Origin of the sequence: Streptococcus oralis, assembly GCF_023611505.1 — a bacterium.
GTDB lineage: Bacteria > Bacillota > Bacilli > Lactobacillales > Streptococcaceae > Streptococcus > Streptococcus oralis_CT.
In genome coordinates this window covers 431,396-448,119 of record NZ_CP097843.1, presented here as the reverse complement: position 1 = coordinate 448,119, position 16,724 = coordinate 431,396, and the positions used below count along the sequence as shown (strand labels likewise).

The 16,724-nt window shown below is 43.4% G+C and carries 22 protein-coding genes, 1 pseudogene and 1 riboswitch; of the genes and pseudogenes, 12 read left to right on the top strand and 11 right to left on the bottom strand.

All coding sequences use genetic code 11. The annotated features are described in order from the left end of the window. Positions 1 to 131: 131 nt before the first annotated feature. Positions 132 to 767 carry a DUF421 domain-containing protein gene (locus M9H69_RS02485; protein WP_000174434.1) on the bottom strand — a complete coding sequence of 212 codons (636 nt, stop codon included), beginning with the start codon at positions 765 to 767 and terminating at the stop codon, positions 132 to 134. Next, entirely contained in the window at positions 764 to 1,219 is a 456-nt protein-coding gene (locus M9H69_RS02480) for a DUF3290 family protein (protein ID WP_000675323.1), read from the bottom strand. The genes M9H69_RS02485 and M9H69_RS02480 overlap by 4 nt, the downstream gene beginning before the upstream one ends. A gap of 133 nt (positions 1,220 to 1,352) precedes the next feature. Here M9H69_RS02480 and M9H69_RS02475 point away from each other — a divergent pair, with 133 nt between their 5' ends. The 4 genes from M9H69_RS02475 to M9H69_RS02460 all read left to right on the top strand — a co-directional run bounded on the left by M9H69_RS02475 (position 1,353) and on the right by M9H69_RS02460 (position 4,983). Further along, positions 1,353 to 2,180, top strand: a complete 828-nt coding sequence (locus M9H69_RS02475; protein ID WP_084873450.1) for an exodeoxyribonuclease III — start codon at positions 1,353 to 1,355, stop codon at positions 2,178 to 2,180. 11 nt (positions 2,181 to 2,191) lie between these two features. Further along, the gene (locus tag M9H69_RS02470; protein WP_061588685.1) at positions 2,192 to 2,578 is read left to right on the top strand and encodes a bleomycin resistance protein; all 387 of its coding nucleotides are present in this window, start codon (positions 2,192 to 2,194) and stop codon (positions 2,576 to 2,578) included. Positions 2,579 to 2,924: 346 nt separating this feature from the next. Beyond that, positions 2,925 to 3,020: riboswitch (purine riboswitch) on the top strand. 119 nt (positions 3,021 to 3,139) lie between these two features. After that, positions 3,140 to 3,721, top strand: a complete 582-nt coding sequence (locus M9H69_RS02465; RefSeq protein ID WP_061588686.1) for a xanthine phosphoribosyltransferase — start codon at positions 3,140 to 3,142, stop codon at positions 3,719 to 3,721. Then, on the top strand, positions 3,721 to 4,983 hold the full coding sequence (locus tag M9H69_RS02460; protein WP_033584292.1) for a nucleobase:cation symporter-2 family protein: 1,263 nt from the start codon (positions 3,721 to 3,723) through the stop codon (positions 4,981 to 4,983). The genes M9H69_RS02465 and M9H69_RS02460 overlap by 1 nt, the downstream gene beginning before the upstream one ends. Positions 4,984 to 5,015: 32 nt before the next feature. On the opposite strand, the gene M9H69_RS02455 is transcribed toward M9H69_RS02460, so the two are convergent. The 3 genes from M9H69_RS02455 to M9H69_RS02445 all read right to left on the bottom strand — a co-directional run bounded on the left by M9H69_RS02455 (position 5,016) and on the right by M9H69_RS02445 (position 8,168). Further along, positions 5,016 to 5,420, bottom strand: coding sequence for a PaaI family thioesterase (locus tag M9H69_RS02455; protein ID WP_084873451.1), 405 nt, complete (start codon positions 5,418 to 5,420; stop codon positions 5,016 to 5,018). A gap of 69 nt (positions 5,421 to 5,489) precedes the next feature. Then, a complete protein-coding gene (locus M9H69_RS02450; RefSeq protein WP_084873453.1) occupies positions 5,490 to 6,971 on the bottom strand; it encodes a UDP-glucose--hexose-1-phosphate uridylyltransferase in 1,482 nt (493 codons plus the stop codon). Positions 6,972 to 6,989: 18 nt separating this feature from the next. Continuing rightward, a complete protein-coding gene (locus tag M9H69_RS02445) occupies positions 6,990 to 8,168 on the bottom strand; it encodes a galactokinase (protein ID WP_084873455.1) in 1,179 nt (392 codons plus the stop codon). Between the two features lie 164 nt (positions 8,169 to 8,332). On the opposite strand from M9H69_RS02445, the gene galR reads away from it, so the two are divergent. Next, a complete protein-coding gene (galR, locus tag M9H69_RS02440; RefSeq protein WP_084873456.1) occupies positions 8,333 to 9,337 on the top strand; it encodes a DNA-binding transcriptional regulator GalR in 1,005 nt (334 codons plus the stop codon). 33 nt (positions 9,338 to 9,370) lie between these two features. Here galR and M9H69_RS02435 read toward each other — a convergent pair whose 3' ends face one another. Further along, the gene (locus M9H69_RS02435; RefSeq protein WP_084873458.1) at positions 9,371 to 10,261 is read right to left on the bottom strand and encodes a cation diffusion facilitator family transporter; all 891 of its coding nucleotides are present in this window, start codon (positions 10,259 to 10,261) and stop codon (positions 9,371 to 9,373) included. Positions 10,262 to 10,393: 132 nt separating this feature from the next. On the opposite strand from M9H69_RS02435, the gene M9H69_RS02430 reads away from it, so the two are divergent. Together M9H69_RS02430 and M9H69_RS02425 are read left to right on the top strand one after the other, a co-directional pair. After that, positions 10,394 to 10,948, top strand: coding sequence for a TetR/AcrR family transcriptional regulator (locus M9H69_RS02430; protein WP_250315808.1), 555 nt, complete (start codon positions 10,394 to 10,396; stop codon positions 10,946 to 10,948). Positions 10,949 to 10,976: 28 nt separating this feature from the next. Beyond that, positions 10,977 to 11,309 carry a hypothetical protein gene (locus M9H69_RS02425; RefSeq protein ID WP_000935020.1) on the top strand — a complete coding sequence of 111 codons (333 nt, stop codon included), beginning with the start codon at positions 10,977 to 10,979 and terminating at the stop codon, positions 11,307 to 11,309. Between the two features lie 34 nt (positions 11,310 to 11,343). Here the strand turns inward: M9H69_RS02425 and pnuC are convergent. After that, positions 11,344 to 11,850 (bottom strand): annotated as a pseudogene (pnuC, locus tag M9H69_RS02420) (nicotinamide riboside transporter PnuC); the annotation flags it as partial. A gap of 39 nt (positions 11,851 to 11,889) precedes the next feature. Between pnuC and M9H69_RS10360 the strand changes: the two are divergent. Genes M9H69_RS10360 through M9H69_RS10355 form a run of 5 tightly spaced genes read left to right on the top strand, consistent with a single transcriptional unit; the run spans position 11,890 to position 13,367 of the window. Further along, positions 11,890 to 12,585, top strand: coding sequence for an IS6 family transposase (locus M9H69_RS10360; protein ID WP_001015294.1), 696 nt, complete (start codon positions 11,890 to 11,892; stop codon positions 12,583 to 12,585). After that, on the top strand, positions 12,578 to 12,835 hold the full coding sequence (locus M9H69_RS02405) for a plasmid replication protein (protein WP_001287840.1): 258 nt from the start codon (positions 12,578 to 12,580) through the stop codon (positions 12,833 to 12,835). The genes M9H69_RS10360 and M9H69_RS02405 overlap by 8 nt, the downstream gene beginning before the upstream one ends. A gap of 12 nt (positions 12,836 to 12,847) precedes the next feature. Then, complete coding sequence (locus M9H69_RS02400) at positions 12,848 to 13,075, top strand: hypothetical protein (protein ID WP_001152920.1); 228 nt, start codon at positions 12,848 to 12,850, stop codon at positions 13,073 to 13,075. Beyond that, a complete protein-coding gene (locus M9H69_RS02395) occupies positions 13,063 to 13,224 on the top strand; it encodes a hypothetical protein (protein ID WP_250315807.1) in 162 nt (53 codons plus the stop codon). The genes M9H69_RS02400 and M9H69_RS02395 overlap by 13 nt, the downstream gene beginning before the upstream one ends. Positions 13,225 to 13,238: 14 nt before the next feature. Beyond that, positions 13,239 to 13,367: a hypothetical protein gene (locus M9H69_RS10355; RefSeq protein ID WP_002878297.1), complete on the top strand. Its 129-nt coding sequence runs from the start codon at positions 13,239 to 13,241 to the stop codon at positions 13,365 to 13,367. A gap of 81 nt (positions 13,368 to 13,448) precedes the next feature. On the opposite strand, the gene M9H69_RS02390 is transcribed toward M9H69_RS10355, so the two are convergent. From M9H69_RS02390 to M9H69_RS02375, 4 genes are read right to left on the bottom strand one after another with little or no spacing between them, the layout of a single operon-like run. Beyond that, positions 13,449 to 14,249 (bottom strand): energy-coupling factor ABC transporter ATP-binding protein, encoded by an 801-nt coding sequence (locus M9H69_RS02390; RefSeq protein ID WP_000103848.1) that lies wholly within the window; start codon positions 14,247 to 14,249, stop codon positions 13,449 to 13,451. Then, positions 14,236 to 15,072 carry an ABC transporter ATP-binding protein gene (locus M9H69_RS02385; RefSeq protein WP_000343048.1) on the bottom strand — a complete coding sequence of 279 codons (837 nt, stop codon included), beginning with the start codon at positions 15,070 to 15,072 and terminating at the stop codon, positions 14,236 to 14,238. Before M9H69_RS02385 ends, M9H69_RS02390 begins: the two co-directional genes overlap by 14 nt. Then, positions 15,048 to 15,839 (bottom strand): energy-coupling factor transporter transmembrane component T, encoded by a 792-nt coding sequence (locus M9H69_RS02380; protein WP_250315806.1) that lies wholly within the window; start codon positions 15,837 to 15,839, stop codon positions 15,048 to 15,050. Before M9H69_RS02380 ends, M9H69_RS02385 begins: the two co-directional genes overlap by 25 nt. Then, entirely contained in the window at positions 15,839 to 16,441 is a 603-nt protein-coding gene (locus M9H69_RS02375; protein ID WP_000846130.1) for a hypothetical protein, read from the bottom strand. The genes M9H69_RS02380 and M9H69_RS02375 overlap by 1 nt, the downstream gene beginning before the upstream one ends. Positions 16,442 to 16,724: the final 283 nt, after the last annotated feature.

Here is a 16,724-nt window from a genome sequence, read left to right as displayed (position 1 = left end):
GCCGCAGGCTGCTCAAAGCACTGCTTTGAGGTTGTAGATAGAACTGACGAAGTCAGTAACCTACATACGGCAAGGCGACGTTGACGCAGTTTGAATTTGATTTTTGAAGAGTACAAGACCCCAGGTTTTTCTTATTCATAAGTTACGACTGAGACGACACCCTTGTCATACTCAGCGATAAAGATATTGGCCACATTGTCATACCCTTGTTTGCTGAGGTTATCAAGCAGCCATTCTTCGCTCCGACCAATGGTCTCCAAAATTTCGACTTGGATAACACCGTCTGTGACAACAGGATACTTGGGATTCTCATCTCCCATTTGGACTACGATGAGTTGACCGTTCTGCTCCTGCATAGCGCGTTTGACTTGTTTCATTTGGAAAATTCCCTGACTACGGAGCTTAAGAGCTACGTCCGCTGCAGATAAACCAACCGAACGGCAGGCTTCTGGATCAATCTTCCCATTTTTGATGAGCAGGGTTGGCTTCCCATCAATCAAACGTTTCACAAAGTGAACATTGTTGTTGAGCCATTTGAGAGTCAAGACCAAAATGGTCCACATAATCAGGATAACTGCATACTGAAGGATACTGATGGCGCTATTGTAAATCACCCCACCGATGATCCCCCCAAGTACATAGTTCTGAATTTGGTCTATTGCTGAGTTAGGCGCTAGGTTACCCTTTCCTGTCACATTGATTACAAAAACCAGAGAAAAGAGACCCAAGGCTAGTTTGATTAAAATTTCGATATAATTGAGTGTCATTTGTTCACCTCCACCAGTTCAATTGCATCTGTTTTATACAATTCGACTTTCTCTAGCAGGTACTTGTCTGGCTCACTTCCGTTCAAGGCACGGTAATAGCGATCTCCGACCTTGATAAGTGCGCCATCAGTGTCGGCAGAAGTATTGACATAGACTTCTGACTTGTCTACTCCCAATTCTTTGGAAACAAGCTCGATGAAATGAAGTGAAGCTTGAAATTTATTGTTAGAAACTTGATTGTTTTGATAAGTCGTGATGCTGACCAAAAGGAGAGCTAATAAGGTCAAAGCTGAAATCATGACCAACTCACGAAATTTGGTCCCCTTTTTATCATGATAAGCCTTGAAAGCTAAAAATCCTGTCACAGCTAATAGGACAATCCCTAAACCAATCATGATACCATTTTGCTGACCAATTTGGCTGAGGACATAGTCATAAGAATAGAATTTCATGTATTTTCACTCCCTTTCATAAAATCATTCTTAATTATAAATGAAAGAGGGTGATTTTTCAAACCATACGTTGGGGAAATACGCCTTTTTTTGATATAATATAGTCTATAATCTGAATGAAAAAGGTAACTTTATGAAACTCATCTCATGGAATATTGATTCCCTCAATGCAGCCCTAACGAGTGACTCAGCTCGTGCAAAATTGTCCCAAGAAGTCCTACAAACCTTGGTCGCTGAAAATGCTGATATCATCGCTATCCAAGAAACCAAGCTTTCTTCAAAAGGGCCTACAAAAAAACACTTGGAAATTTTAGAAGAACTCTTCCCAGGTTATGAAAACACTTGGCGTTCCTCTCAAGAACCTGCTCGCAAAGGCTACGCTGGAACCATGTTCCTTTATAAGAAAGAACTCACACCAACGATTAGCTTCCCAGAAATCGGTGCTCCTTCTACCATGGATTTGGAAGGCCGCATCATCACCTTGGAATTTGATGCATTTTTCGTGAGCCAAGTATACACACCAAACGCTGGAGACGGTCTCAAACGCTTGGAAGAACGCCAAATCTGGGATGTCAAATATGCTGAGTATTTGGCTCAACTTGACAAAGAAAAACCAGTCCTTGCGACTGGAGACTACAACGTAGCTCACAAGGAAATCGACCTTGCAAATCCTGCCAGCAATCGCCGTTCACCTGGATTTACCGACGAGGAACGCGCTGGATTTACCAACCTCTTGGCAACTGGATTTACCGATACCTTCCGCCATATTCACGGTGATGTCTCAGAGCGTTATACTTGGTGGGCGCAACGCAGCAAGACTTCTAAAATCAACAATACAGGCTGGAGAATCGACTACTGGCTCACTAGCAACCGCGTGGCTGACAAGGTGACCAAGTCTGACATGATTGACTCAGGTGCGCGTCAAGACCATACGCCCATTGTCATGGAGATTGAACTCTAAGGAGAAAGCTAATGGACTATCAAGCTGTCATTCCTGAATTTGTAGTATCTGACCTCGAAAAGTCACGCCACTTCTACTGCGACTTGCTGGGATTTTCTGTCGAATACGAGCGTCCAGAGGAGAAATTTCTCTTCCTCTCGCTTGAAGACTGCCAACTTATGCTAGAAGAAGGCAGCACAGAAGAATTAGCCCAACTAACCTATCCTTTCGGGCGCGGTGTCAATATTTCCTTTGGCATTGAAGATGTCCCTCAGCTCCACCAAAAACTGCTGGAAGCTGACTATCCTATCCATCGTCCGCTGACCAAAAGAGAATTTCGTGTTGGGGATCACTATATCTATCCTCATGAATTTGCCGTTTTGGATCCAGATGGCTATTTTATAAGATTCAGCGAGTAAAAAAATAGAGACTGGAAAAATCTTTCAAATCAGAAAAAGGCATATTGTTAGGTCTTGAAAAATCCTGATAATGTGCCTTTTATAATGGAAAATTCTTCTAATACTCTTCGAAAATCTCTTCAAATCACGTCAGCTTCCATCTGCAACCTCAAAACAGTGTTTTGAGCAACCTGCGGTTAGCTTCCTAGTTTGCTCTTTGATTTTCATTGGGTATAAATGTTAGCTTACAATTAAGCTTTTGCTCTTTTTTCTTCAATTTGTTCGTTTTTTATATCTAAACATTAACAAAATATTTGATTTATAAAGTTAATTAGTGTAAAATAAAAACATTGGCGTCAGCCTATTTAAAATTGAATATCATTTTACTTGTTTATGTCGTGAATTGGCACGACGTTTCTACAAGGTGCCGGAACACCTAACAATGAGTATGTCAGCTGAAGGTATGGTGTTGGCCATGCCTGTTTGGAGGGCTTGCTTATCTGTTAAGTAGGCCCTTTTTCTATTTCCTGCCAGAATCCCTAAACAAGCAAATGAAGCATCTTTTAGACTTTAGGAGGTCTTATGAAATTATTAGAAGAGCGCATCCTTGAGGATGGGCATATCTTGGGTGACAACATCCTCAAGGTGGATTCCTTTTTAACTCACCAAGTTGACTATAGCTTGATGCGAGAGATTGGTAAGATTTTTGCGGAAAAATTCGCTTCTGCTGGCATTACCAAGGTCGTGACCATTGAAGCGTCAGGCATTGCACCAGCCGTTTTTACTGCCGAAGCCTTAGATGTCCCTATGATTTTCGCCAAGAAAGCTAAAAACATCACCATGAACGAAGGCATCTTAACCGCCCAAGTCTACTCCTTTACCAAGCAGGTGACAAGCACCGTTTCCATCGCTGGAAAATTCCTCTCACCAGAGGACAAGGTCTTGATTATCGATGATTTCCTAGCAAATGGACAAGCTGCCAAAGGCTTGATCCAAATCATCGAACAAGCCGGAGCAAAAGTTGAAGCGATTGGTATTGTGATTGAAAAATCTTTCCAAGATGGTCGTGATTTGCTTGAAAAAGCAGGATATCCCGTCCTATCACTGGCCCGTTTGGATCGTTTTGAAAATGGTCAGGTCGTATTTAAGGAGGCAGATCTCTAATGCAAAAACAAGAAAAACACTCGCAAGCAGCCGTTCTTGGCTTGCAGCACTTACTAGCCATGTACTCAGGTTCTATCCTGGTTCCCATCATGATTGCGACAGCTCTTGGCTATTCGGCTGAGCAGTTGACCTACCTAATCTCCACAGATATCTTCATGTGTGGGGTGGCCACCTTCCTTCAACTCCAACTCAACAAATACTTTGGGATTGGACTACCAGTCGTTCTCGGAGTTGCCTTCCAATCCGTCGCTCCTTTAATTATGATTGGACAAAGTCACGGTAGCGGAGCTATGTTTGGTGCCCTTATCGTTTCTGGGATTTATGTAGTTCTGATTTCAGGCATTTTCTCAAAAGTTGCCAATCTCTTCCCATCTATCGTAACAGGCTCTGTCATTACCACGATTGGATTGACCCTGATTCCTGTCGCTATTGGAAATATGGGAAATAACGTCCCAGAACCAACTGGGCAAAGTCTTTTGCTTGCAGCCATCACTGTTCTAATCATCCTCTTGATCAACATCTTTGCCAAAGGATTTATCAAGTCTATCTCCATTTTGATTGGTCTGGTTGTTGGAACTGCCATTGCTGCTACCATGGGCTTGGTTGATTTCTCCCCTGTTGCAGCAGCACCGCTTGTCCATGTCCCAACTCCCCTCTACTTTGGGGTGCCAACCTTTGAAATCTCCTCTATTGTCATGATGTGTATCATCGCAACGGTGTCTATGGTTGAATCCACTGGTGTTTACCTGGCCTTGTCTGATATTACCAATGACCCAATTGACAGCACGCGTCTACGCAACGGTTATCGTGCAGAAGGTCTGGCCGTACTTCTAGGAGGAATCTTTAACACCTTCCCTTACACAGGATTTTCACAAAACGTTGGCTTGGTCAAATTGTCAGGTATCAAGACCCGTCTTCCAATCTACTACGCAGCTGGTTTCCTAGTTCTCCTTGGACTCCTTCCTAAGTTTGGCGCCCTCGCCCAAATCATTCCAAGCCCTGTCCTTGGAGGGGCCATGCTGGTGATGTTTGGTTTTGTTTCCCTTCAAGGGATGCAAATCCTCGCCCGTGTTGACTTTGCTAACAATGAACACAACTTCCTTATCGCAGCTGTTTCCATCGCTGCTGGTGTAGGTCTAAATAACAGTAATCTCTTCGTCAGCATGCCGACAGCTTTCCAAATGTTCTTCTCAAACGGAATCGTCGTAGCCAGCATACTGGCCATTGTCCTCAATGCAGTATTAAACAGGAAGAAGAAATAAGAAAAAGAGGTGTGAGCCTCTTTTTTGTTTCTTTATATCCTTACCTGTCTTTCTTCTGACCTTTGTCCTGTGACAAACATGGTAAAGGTGGCTTTGCAGACATTTCTGCCTTCTTGATTGGTGATATCGACATCCACGACACAGGTTGTGCGTCCATGATGGATACATTCTCCTTTAATGGTCAGCACATCGTCGAGTTTTCCTGCCTTGAGGTAGTTGATAGAGGATTGGAGCGTCACTCCATCTAGCCCCAGCGAGATAACCACCAAACCACTAATCTGGTCACAAAGGGTAAAGAGATAGCCACCATGGGCATTGCCATAGTAGTTGAGCGACGAGTCCACTACTTTTGTCGTCACCACAACATGACCATCTCTCATTTTTTCTATTTCGTAATTTTCAAAGGCAGATATAGCGTCAAAATGCAAATCTTTCATCGTTTCCTCCTGATATTTCAAACGACACTATGATACTACTTTTTATAGGACTGTGCAAGGAGAAAGCTCCTAGTCTGGCAAAATTCCGACCTGTTCTACAAAGCGCATAAAGGCTGCCTGTCCTTGTTCCGTCTGCTTGTAAACCCCTGCGTCTTCCAGAACACGCGCAAAGATAGCGCCTACAGAGTCCTTGACGATTTCAAGGGCTTTTTCTTTATCTTTTAGGTCTGGATGTTGGACTTTGAGCTGGTCTGCCCATTTCTGATGATAGTCGGCAACTGAGACTTCTTCTTCTACGAGGTAGCTAGCGACTTGCTCCACTTCTGCTTTCAAACGAGGTGGTAAGATTGCCAAGCCCATGACCTCAATCAAGCCGATATTTTCCTTCTTGATATGTTGGACATCCTTGTGGGGATGATAGATACCGTCAGGATGCTCTGACGATGTCTGATTGTCCCGCAAGACCAAGTCCAATTCAAACTGTCCATCGCGTTTACGGGCAATCGGTGTAATGGTATGGTGTGGTGTTCCATTACTTTCTGCCAATACTTGCACACTTGGATCTGAATACTGTCGCCATTCCTGCAAAATCTTATCAGCCAAGTTGATCAAATCTTCTTTTGAATACGAGGTCAAACGTAGCACTGACATAGGCCACTTGACAATCCCAGCCTTGACCTGCTCAAAACCAGCAAATCGGAAAGTCTTTTGCAAAGGAGCCAATTCCATAGGAAATACGTGACGGCCTCCCTGATAGTGGTCATGGGTGAGAATAGAGCCCCCTACGATTGGCAAGTCGGCATTAGAGCCTGCAAAATAGCCTGGAAACTGCTCTACGATCGCCAGCAGACGCTCAAAGCTCTGACGGCTGATAGCCATGGGACGATGCTGACCATCTAAGAAGATACAGTGCTCATTAAAATAAGCATAGGGTGAATACTGGAAGCCCCACTCCTGACCCGCCATTTCGAAACGGATAATGCGGTGATTGCTGCGAGCTGGATGGTTAACCCGACCATGGTAGCCTTCGTTCTCTAGACAAAGCTGACACTGGGGATAATTGCTAGCTTGTACCAACTTGGCCGCCGCAATCTCTTTCGGATCCTTTTCAGGTTTAGACAGATTGATGGTAATCTCAAGTTCTCCGTAATCAGACGGCACACGATAAGCAATATTTTTAGCAATGGCCTTAAGCTTGATGTAGTCATTTTTCTGGCTGAGTTGATAAAAATCTGCTATCGCCTGCTCAGGAGAGTGAGCATAGGTTGCCCAGAAGTCACGATTGACCTGACTTGGACAAGGGGTCACCAAGTCCATCAGTTCAGCACCTAGGATTTCACGCGCAGTCTGACTATCTTCAATCGTCTCTAAACGAACCGCTTCCTCGACCAGCTGGTCCTTAAGGTCAATCACTTTATCCAGATCCGTCTCAACTTCCAAAATACCTTCGCCCACTCGTGCCAAAATACGATTGGTCAGGTAGATTCGATCCATTTCCTCAAATGAACTTTCAGCAATAACGTGTGTTACAAATTTATCTACTAAGGTCACGATAGAGCCTCCTTTTAACTAGTCAAGGACGCGAGTGCCACCTGCAACTTCAGCGATATAGAAGCTTGGAGCGTATCCAACGACTTCCTCGTAGTGCTTGCCAACAGCTTCCTTAAAGGTCTCAACAGCGTCTTTTTGCACCAAGGCAATGGCACAGCCACCAAAACCTGCCCCTGTCATACGAGCACCAAGAACACCTTCTTGATTCCAAGCTGTGTGAACAAGAGTATCCAATTCCAAGCCAGTTACTTCATAGTCATGTTCTAGAGAGACGTGAGAAGCATTCATCAAGCGACCAAATGTTTCCAAATCACCTGCTTGAAGAGCTGCTTGAGCTTTAAGGGTACGTTGGTTTTCAAGCACAGCATGGCGTGCACGTTTCAAACGATTTTCGTCTTTAATCAGATAGCTGTATTGGTCAAAGGCCCACTCGTCCAATTCACCCAAGGTCTGAATATCTAAGGCAGCTTGCAATTCTTCCACTGCTTTTTCACACTCAGCACGGCGTTCATTGTACTTAGAGTCTGCTAGTTCACGACGTTTATTGGTGTTCATGATAACAACAACATTGTCCTTCAAATCAAGTGGCACCAAGTCGTACTCCAAGGTGTTGGTATCTAGGTAAATAGCACGTTGGTCAGCTCCCATACCGATGGCAAACTGGTCCATGATACCAGAGTTGACTCCGATAAAGTTGTTTTCTGTTTGTTTTCCGATTTTAACCAAATCCAAACGGTCCAGTTTTAAACCAAAGAGATGCTCTGCCACAACCCCTGTCAAAAGTTCCAAAGATGCTGATGAAGACAAGCCTGCACCATTTGGGATATTCCCATAAACATAAAAATCAAACCCTTTGTCAATCACATGTTCAGCTTCTTGCAAGAAATAAAGAACCCCTTTTGGATAGTTGGTCCAGCTGTGCTCTTTTTCAAATTTGAGGTCAGCAAGAGGCACTTCGATGATACCATTGTCCTCAAAGTTGGCTGAGTAGAAACGCAAAACTTGGTCGTCACGCTTGCGAGCCGCCCCATAAGTTCCCAAGGAAATAGCCGCCGGAAAAACGTGCCCACCGTTGTAGTCTGTGTGTTCACCAATCAGATTGATACGACCTGGTGAAAAGAAAGTTTGGTCTGCTTCTTGACCAAAAACGGCAAGAAAGTCTTTGCGAAGGGCTTCAGCAGTAAGATGTTGTGTCATATGAATTCTCCTTTGACTGTCCGTTAAGTCACCTTAACGTGTAATCGTTTTCTTCTATTGTATCCAAGACTTTTACCAAGGTCAATCCTTTTTACTAAAGTTTTACTAAACAATCGGTAAAAAGAAGAAAAATATGATATACTAGCCTAAAAGGAGGAGGATTTATGGCTACCTTAAAAGACATCGCACAGCTAGCCTCTGTCTCTATCGCGACCGTATCCCGTGTCCTCAATCGCGACCAGAGTCTATCTGTTACAGAAGAAACCAGACACCGTATTTTAACTGTCGCTGAAGAGCTGGGCTATACCAAGCATCTAAAGACAGGCGAATCCCACAAACCCAAGCAAAAGATTGCCATTATCCAATGGGTCAGCGAACAAGGGGAGTTGGACGACCTTTACTACTATCAGATTCGTCTCGGTATTGAAAAAAGAGCCCAAGAGTTGGACTATGACATCTTGCGCTATTTTAATGACCATCCTTTTACCCTGAGCGAGGAAGTGATTGGCATTCTCTGTATCGGAAAGTTCAGCCGGGCTCAGATTTCTGCCTTTGAAGAATACCAAAAGCCTTTAGTCTTTATAGACAGTGATACCCTCTCACTAGGTCATACCTGTATTATCACCGACTTTTACACTGCTGTGAAACAAGTTGTCGATCACTTCCTCAGCCAAGGGCTAGATCGTATCGGGATTCTCACAGGCCTTGAAGAAACAACCGACCAAGAAGAAATAATCCAGGATAAGCGGCTAGAAAATTTCAAAGACATTACCCAAGCAAATGGAATCTACCATGAAGAACTGGTCTTTCAAGGGAGCTTTACTGCCCAGTATGGATATGACTTGATGAAGGAGGCCATTCACAAGTTGGGGGATAAACTCCCTCCAGCCTTTTTCGCTGCCAGCGATAGTTTAGCCATCGGCGCCCTCCGTGCCCTCCAAGAAGCTGGAATCAGCCTACCAGACCGCGTCAGCCTCATTTCTTTTAACGACACTAGCCTGACCAAGCAGGTCTATCCTCCCCTTTCTAGCGTCACCGTCTATACCGAGGAAATGGGGCGAGCAGGTATGGATATTCTTAACAAGGAAGTTCTCCACGGTCGCAAAATCCCTAGCTTAACCATGCTGGGAACCAGACTGACTTTGAGAGAAAGTACAAGGAATGAATAGGATAACAAAACGACCTCTAGCGAGGTCGTTTTTCTAATGATGATGCCCATGCTTCTGCTCTAATTCTCTCACCTTCCGTCTATGTTGCGCATGATTGCTTTGACTGCTATCTACTTCAATAGTAATATTCTGCACGCCTCTTTCTTCTAAAAATTGACGCAACACTTCTTTGGTCTCCATCATCTGTTCCCAGTCCTTGATACAAATGTGAACAATAGCATTGTTCTCTAGACCGTCCATGGACCAAATACTAAGTTGATTGATACTTTTGACATTGGGTAGAGCCTCTAAATCCTTCTCCAAATCACTTGTCTCGACTCCTTCTGGCACAGCATCTAGGAAAATTTTCAGTGCGCTCCAAAAGCGAGGAATGGCTTTCGACAGAATAAAGATAGAAATAACCAGAGATAAAAGTGGATCAAGGATATACCAATCTGTAAATCGGAGGATAATCGCCATTAGAATGACAGCCAACCAACCAAGAGTGTCTTCCAAAAAATGCAAGCTAAGAATTGACTCGTTCTTTGTCTTTCCTTTACGAACTACCAGACTTGCTAGCACATTAATGGTTACTGCAATGATTCCCAGCCAGAGGATGCCCTCCTCATTGACAGGTTGTGGGTGAGCGATCTTTGTGACATTTTCCAAGATCACTAGGACAGACCCTATCATAAGAATCACAGCCGTTAACATGGCCCCTAAAAGGCTAAAACGTTTGTAACCCAAGGTGTACTGCCTATCTTCTTCACGGTTTGAAATCGTTTCTAAAAGGGCTGAGATGCCAATGGCTATAGCATCCCCCAGGTCATGAACAGAATCAGCAAGAACTGCACTTGAACCAAAGATTCCTCCAGCGATAAATTCAACAATCGCATAGCTTAAATTTAAGAAAAAAGCTAGCCAGATAGATGTTTTAGAACTCATTTCTCTCCCTCCTTTGGTATAATGGATATATACATACTTCTTTCATTTGTATTATCTAATAAAATCCAAAGAAAGGATAGAAGCAAACTGTCAGTCCTGTTCAGTTCTGAACAGTTTGTCTCAAGTGTCTATATGCCAAAAAGAGACCGTCGAGTCAACAAGACTAAAAAAGCCATCTATCAAGCTTTTTTACAACTTTTGAACGACAAAGGCTATGATACCACTACTGTTCAGGATATCATTGACCTAGCAGATGTTGGACGTTCTACTTTTTACTGTCACTACGAGAGTAAGGAACTCCTTTTAGATGAGCTCTGTCGCTACCTCTTTCATCATCTCTTTGAAAGAGAAGGACACTTTACTACCGAGGACTACCTCGCACATATCTTTTTACATTTTCAGAAAAACCAGGACCATGTCACCAGTCTCCTTTTTTCCAAAAACGACTACTTCCTCCGCCAACTACACAAGGAACTCGAACACCACGTTTATCCCATGGTGGCGGATGACTTGCAAGAGGCCTATCCGAACATACCGGCTTCCTACCTCAAACATTTTGTAGTAACCAATTTTATCGAAACACTGACCTGGTGGCTAAAAAAAGGAAAATCATATACCGAAGACCAAGTAGTGAGATTTTACTTAGATGTGATTGAGATGACTTCTACAAAATCACTCGAGATTTAATCCTGTTTTACAAAGAAAGGAATCAACCATGTTAAATTCTATTATCCTAGGAATACTGACAATTGTACTAGCTCTCGGTTTTTCACTTCTCCATCTCGCAGCTGCTTTCGCAGCCATGAAAGAAAAAAACTACTGTCGGGGAAATATGTGTATCTTGGTGGGAAGCTGTCTCACCTCACTAGCTCTTGCTATCTTTTTCTTTGTCCCGCTTGCAACGGTCATCTTATGGATAGTGGGCTCTAGCATCATCTGCTACGGTGCTTACTGGAATGGGCAACAGCAAGAAAGTCAACATATATCGCACCACATCATTCGTATAACGAGCGCTATCGTTATTACCGTGTTACTCATTTTGCTCTAACACAAAAAAGGATCTTCTGATCCTTTTTTATTTTTTAAGCGCTTTTTGCTGCCTTGCTCCACTGGTACCAACCAACTAGACTGTTAATGAGATAAATCAGGTATTTCCCTTGGATTTGCAGGCTTTCTCCCCACCAGAGATAGATTGAAAAGACATTAGTAGCCGCCCAGAATATCCACTGTTCACGGTAAACAGCTGTCATGAGGATTTGCCCTACACCATTGGTCGCATCAGTGATAGAATCACGATAGGGACGATTAGCTCCGATAGACTGATAAATAAACCCAAAGGCCAACCACCAAAGAACACTAATAGAAAGATACTTTGTCCAACCCTTGCCGTCTAGTTTACGTGCGACAAACTCTTGTTGTTCTTTCTTAAACTGGGCTTGATAAATCCAAACCAAGAGACCAATTGGCTGCATAATTGTAAAATAGAGAGTTGTTAAAACCTCACCATAGAAGCCTTTTTGAAGGGCAAACACCAGATAAATGATGGAATTAATCAAACCAAATAGGTAGTTACTAGCACGACCTTCAGCTTCTCAAAGAGCAGAAAAAAGGTTAGTAAGGCTTGAGAGATGAATCATTTTAAAGGCAAACAATTCCAACAAGACATCATCATTGTCGCTGTTGGTTATTACCTACGTTACAATCTGAGCTATCGTGAAGTTCAGGAATTGCTTTATGACCGTGGAATAAATGTTTGTCACACTACGATTTATCGGTGGGTTCAAGAATACAGTAAAATCCTCTATCATCTCTGGAAAAAGAAAAATAAACAGTCCTTCTATTCGTGGAAAATGGATGAAACCTATATCAAAATTAAGGGGCGTTGGCATTATCTCTATCAAGCGATTGATGCGGACGGTTTAACATTGGATATCTGGTTACGAAAGAAACGTCGAGCAGACGATAACAGCTATAAGTTAGAAGATACCGCCTATCAAGAAGATAAAGCACGCAAAGCAGAAACCGAAGATAAGCTAGCTATTGAAGCAATGAAAAGCAAGTACACCACGCTATTGCTAGAAAATATGTTGCTAAGTCCGTTTGAAATGCAAGATACAAAAATCATGGCAGGATTGCAAGTCCATGTTTACCCCCTCTATGACGAACTGAAAGAATTAAGAGGGCTAAATAGTGTCAAAGACCACTTGTCTTATGTTGCCAGCAGACGTGAAGAATATTCTAAGCATAATATCGCACGCTACCTCAAAAAAGCCATTGAACAATATCTACCAACGGTTAAAAGGCAGGACTTAAACCATGAGTGAAGACTTAAAAACGATCAAAGAGCTGGCGGATGAGTTGAGTGTTACAAAACAAAATATTCAATATCACTACCAAAGGTTACCAAAAGAATTACAGCTTAAAAGTTCCAATGGGTCTAATCTAATAAATTCTAAAGCAGAAAAAATAATTTTAGGTAAAGTAGAAAGTAGTAGCAAATCAAATACCAAAGACCAACAAATAAGTAGCAAAGACCAACAAATAGAAAAACTAACTAATTTGTTAGACCAGTAACAACGATTAGCCTTGCAAGATAAAAAGTTGCTAGAAGAATACAAGGCGGAAAATGATAACTTAAAAGCCCTCAAAATGCCCTCACAGGAAACAGAATTCAAACACTTAGACAATCAATATAAAGATGAAGTGAACGCTCTTAAAGAGAAGTTGGAAAATTTGCAGGAACAAATCAAAGATCAAAAAAGGATAGAAGAACAAGAAAAACCAATAAAATGGTGGGGACTATGGCGAAAATAGATGATTCAGTTAAAAAGAAAGTTCCAGAATTGCGATTTAAAGGATTCACGGATGAATGGGAACAGCGTAAGTTGGGAGACGAAGTTCGAATAGTGATGGGACAGTCTCCTAATTCAGAAAATTATACTGATGATTCTAATGGGCGCTAAAAATGCGAAGACCTATGAAGACCTATTTTGTATTAGTCAAACAAAAAATCCAAAAGAAATGGTATATGATTATGACCATGAAACAAAGTAAAATCAAACCGAGTGATCTGAGGAAGCACCCGATGATCATGAAACGTTATTAAACACAAAAGTCACCCATGTGAGTTCTTGCCAGAAGCTGAAGTTAATCCTTCAACCTGGAAAACCCGCAGAGGTGACTTTTTCTATACATCTCGATTTTTCTGGCAATAATCATTAACCGATAAATATGTCTGTGAATCACCCAGCGACTCCGCTATGTCCATAATCCGCGGTGGTAGTAATCCCACTCGCTGGACAAGTTCGTGATTGCTGAACAATTCCCGTGGACTGCCGGCGAAGCCAAACTTCCCGTGTTCCATAACATACACCGACTCAAACTCGGCGGCGACCCAATCCATGTCATGGGTGATGGTCACAACTTGGTGGCCCGAATCAGCCAACTGATGGAAAATTGCGGTCAACTTGCGCCGGCTTTCCCAATCAAGCGACATCATCGGCTCATCAAATAAATAAATCGCCGGATCCACTGCCAAAACTGTGGCAACGCTCAACAGCTTGCGTTCCGACAATGACAGGTCATATGGACTTTCAGCTGTTTTATCATCCAAGCCAACTCTTTTTAGAGCCGCTAAAGCCCGCCTCGTAATCGTGTCGTGGTCATCCATGACCTGCGCGACATTCCACTCCACCTCTCGTTGAACGGTCGGGTTGAAAAGCTGATCGTCAGGATTCTGAAAAGTAATCCCAACCTTCAGTAACTTTTCGACTGGTTTAAGATCATTAAAATTTTCTCCATCGATCTTAATCACACCGGTTTGTGGTGTCAGCAAGCCCGTCAACAATTTGAAGAGCGTTGATTTGCCGGCACCATTTTGGCCGACAATCGCCACCATCGGATCGGCGAAGTGTTTGTCTTCAACATCCAAGCTAAAGGACCGTTCCGGATAAGTGAACGTCAGGTGGCTCAGTTCAATTGTGGACATAACGAACCTCCTTCAGATCAGCGTAATTCACCGGATACCGGCCATCAGCCAAGTGCCAATCCATTTTTTGAGCAAGTTGCTGGATTGTCGGGGCTGGAATCTGCCAGTCAGCTGCCAAATGATTAAACACCTCACCCGGCCTGCCCTGGGCTACCATTTGACCCTCGTGCAGCACCCACACAACGTCGGCGACTTCGCACAAATCGTCAATTTCACTGGTGACAATGAAGACAGTCGTCTCTTTGACTTGGGCCAGCCATTGGAAAAATTGCCGGCGGCCAAGGGGATCCATCTCACTGGTCGGATCATCCATAATCAAAACAGCCGGATTAGCCACAATCGCCGTGGCAATTGCCAACCGCTGGATCTGACCACCGGAAAGGCTCTCGGGACGCAAATTCAGCTGTTCAATCAGCCCCATTTGCGTGGCAACTTCTTCAACCCGTTTTTGAATCAGTCCTTCAGCCATTCCCTGATTAATCAAGTCAAAGGCGATTTCATCGGCAACCGTGTCTGCCAACCCGCTTAGTTGGCCAGCTGGATTTTGCAGTACAACTCCATTCATGGCATTATAAACGGGCCAATTGTCGGACACTCGCTGGCCAAACATGTGCCAATCGCCCTCAATCTCAGCAGACACAATTTTGGGAATGACCCCTGCCAGCACACGGCACAAAGTCGATTTGCCGGAGTGGCTATTCCCGATAATCCCAACCACCTGGCCGGTATGAACCTCCGCGTTAATCTGACGCAGTTGTGGTTGCTCAGTACCCGGATAACGGGTGGTCAAATTTTCAATTACAATCCGTTTATCTTCGTCCATATCTTCCACCCAATCAATAAAATTGCCAATCCAGTCAGACCAATGTGCAGCGTCCGCGACAGGCGATACACGCGCTGGGAGGTTCTGACAGTCCGGTTGAGATTATCAAAACCTCTCAGTTGGAGAGAAATCGACCGCGTCATCGATTGATCCAAGGTCTTAATCACCAATGGAATTAGAACCGGCAGGACTGACTTTAATTTCTGAATCAACGTTTTTTGCGGATTGGTTCCGCGAACTTTTTGTGCCTGCTGGATTTTCCGCATATTGCGCATCATTTCCGGCAAAATATAACACACCGACATCAGAACGTAGACGGTTTTATAAGACAATCCGGACAGTTCCAAATAGGCCGCGTTTTCTGAAATACTCGTGGTCACCATAAAAAAGCCACTGGTCAAAATAATCACCAATACTCGACAACTCAGAGTGGTGGCGTAAATCAGGCCTTCTTTGTAGAACGACACCCCAAGCACAGAAAACAGCACAGTTTGATTCCGACTGTAAAATAACCCTTGGATGATCAGCATGGTGCAAATCAGAAACAGGCTGAATCCCAGCGCCTTAAAGGTGGTAGAACTCAATTTGGAAAATAACAATAGCAGTGTTGCGACAAGAATTAATCCGGCCTGAAGCAATAAATTCATACTGGCAAAGCTCAACAACGTCATGTCCAAGATGAACAAGAGCTTAGTAATCGGATCGATCACCTGGTACCACTTGAGCTTGACCCGTGGCGCTCCAGAAATCAATGTTTTATCAGTCATCATTTATCATCGCTAAAGAAGTGCACCATCCGCTTCGGCAGCTGACGATAGATGAAGAATGCCAGGTAGGCCACGCAGACTTTATCCAAAATATCCAAGACAAACTCATCGGTAAATGAGGCCAGCCACACTGGTGCATGATTGGCGACCATTACCGCAAACAATGAGTCACCCCAAGCGATACCGGTCTGACCACCCCAAAAGATGACGTTGAGCGGCGTTGAAATGACAGCTGAAACGATGGCAATAATAATAGCAGAAACAAATACTCGTCGCGCTGACGAGAACCACCCATTGGCGTGCAAAACTCCGACAGCAATCCCAATTCCGATGCTGGTAATCGCATACACGGTTGAAATTGGCGATAAGGTCAGCCCATAGATCACGTTGTTGATGAAACCACTAATGGCACCGGCAACCGGCCCAGCCAACATGCTGGTAAGAAAGGTTCCCAAAGACCCCAGCCAAACGGGCAACTTTAACCCCTCCGCCAAGGCTTTGGCAACATAGTTAATCCCCACGGCAGCGGGAATCAAAGTCATGGTGGCAGCACTTAACTTAAATTTCCACATACTGGTACGATGAATCGGTTCTGTTTTCATAATCTTCTCCTTTTGTTTTTAAAGAGCCGTGTCTGGATAGACTTTCGGACGCAACGCTCTATTATATATCTACTGAACTGTCTATACACAAGATTTCCATCCTTAGTCGACATGAGCTGGAAATCTTTATTTGTTAAGTAGTTCACAACACATTATACACCTAATTTCTGAATAGTCAAGTGTATTTACAGTAAAATTTTAGAAAATCCTAAAAATTTCCTCTTCCTTTCCATTTTAAGTGACCTTCAGTAACTCTAACATCAAAAAAGCCCAGACAAAAATA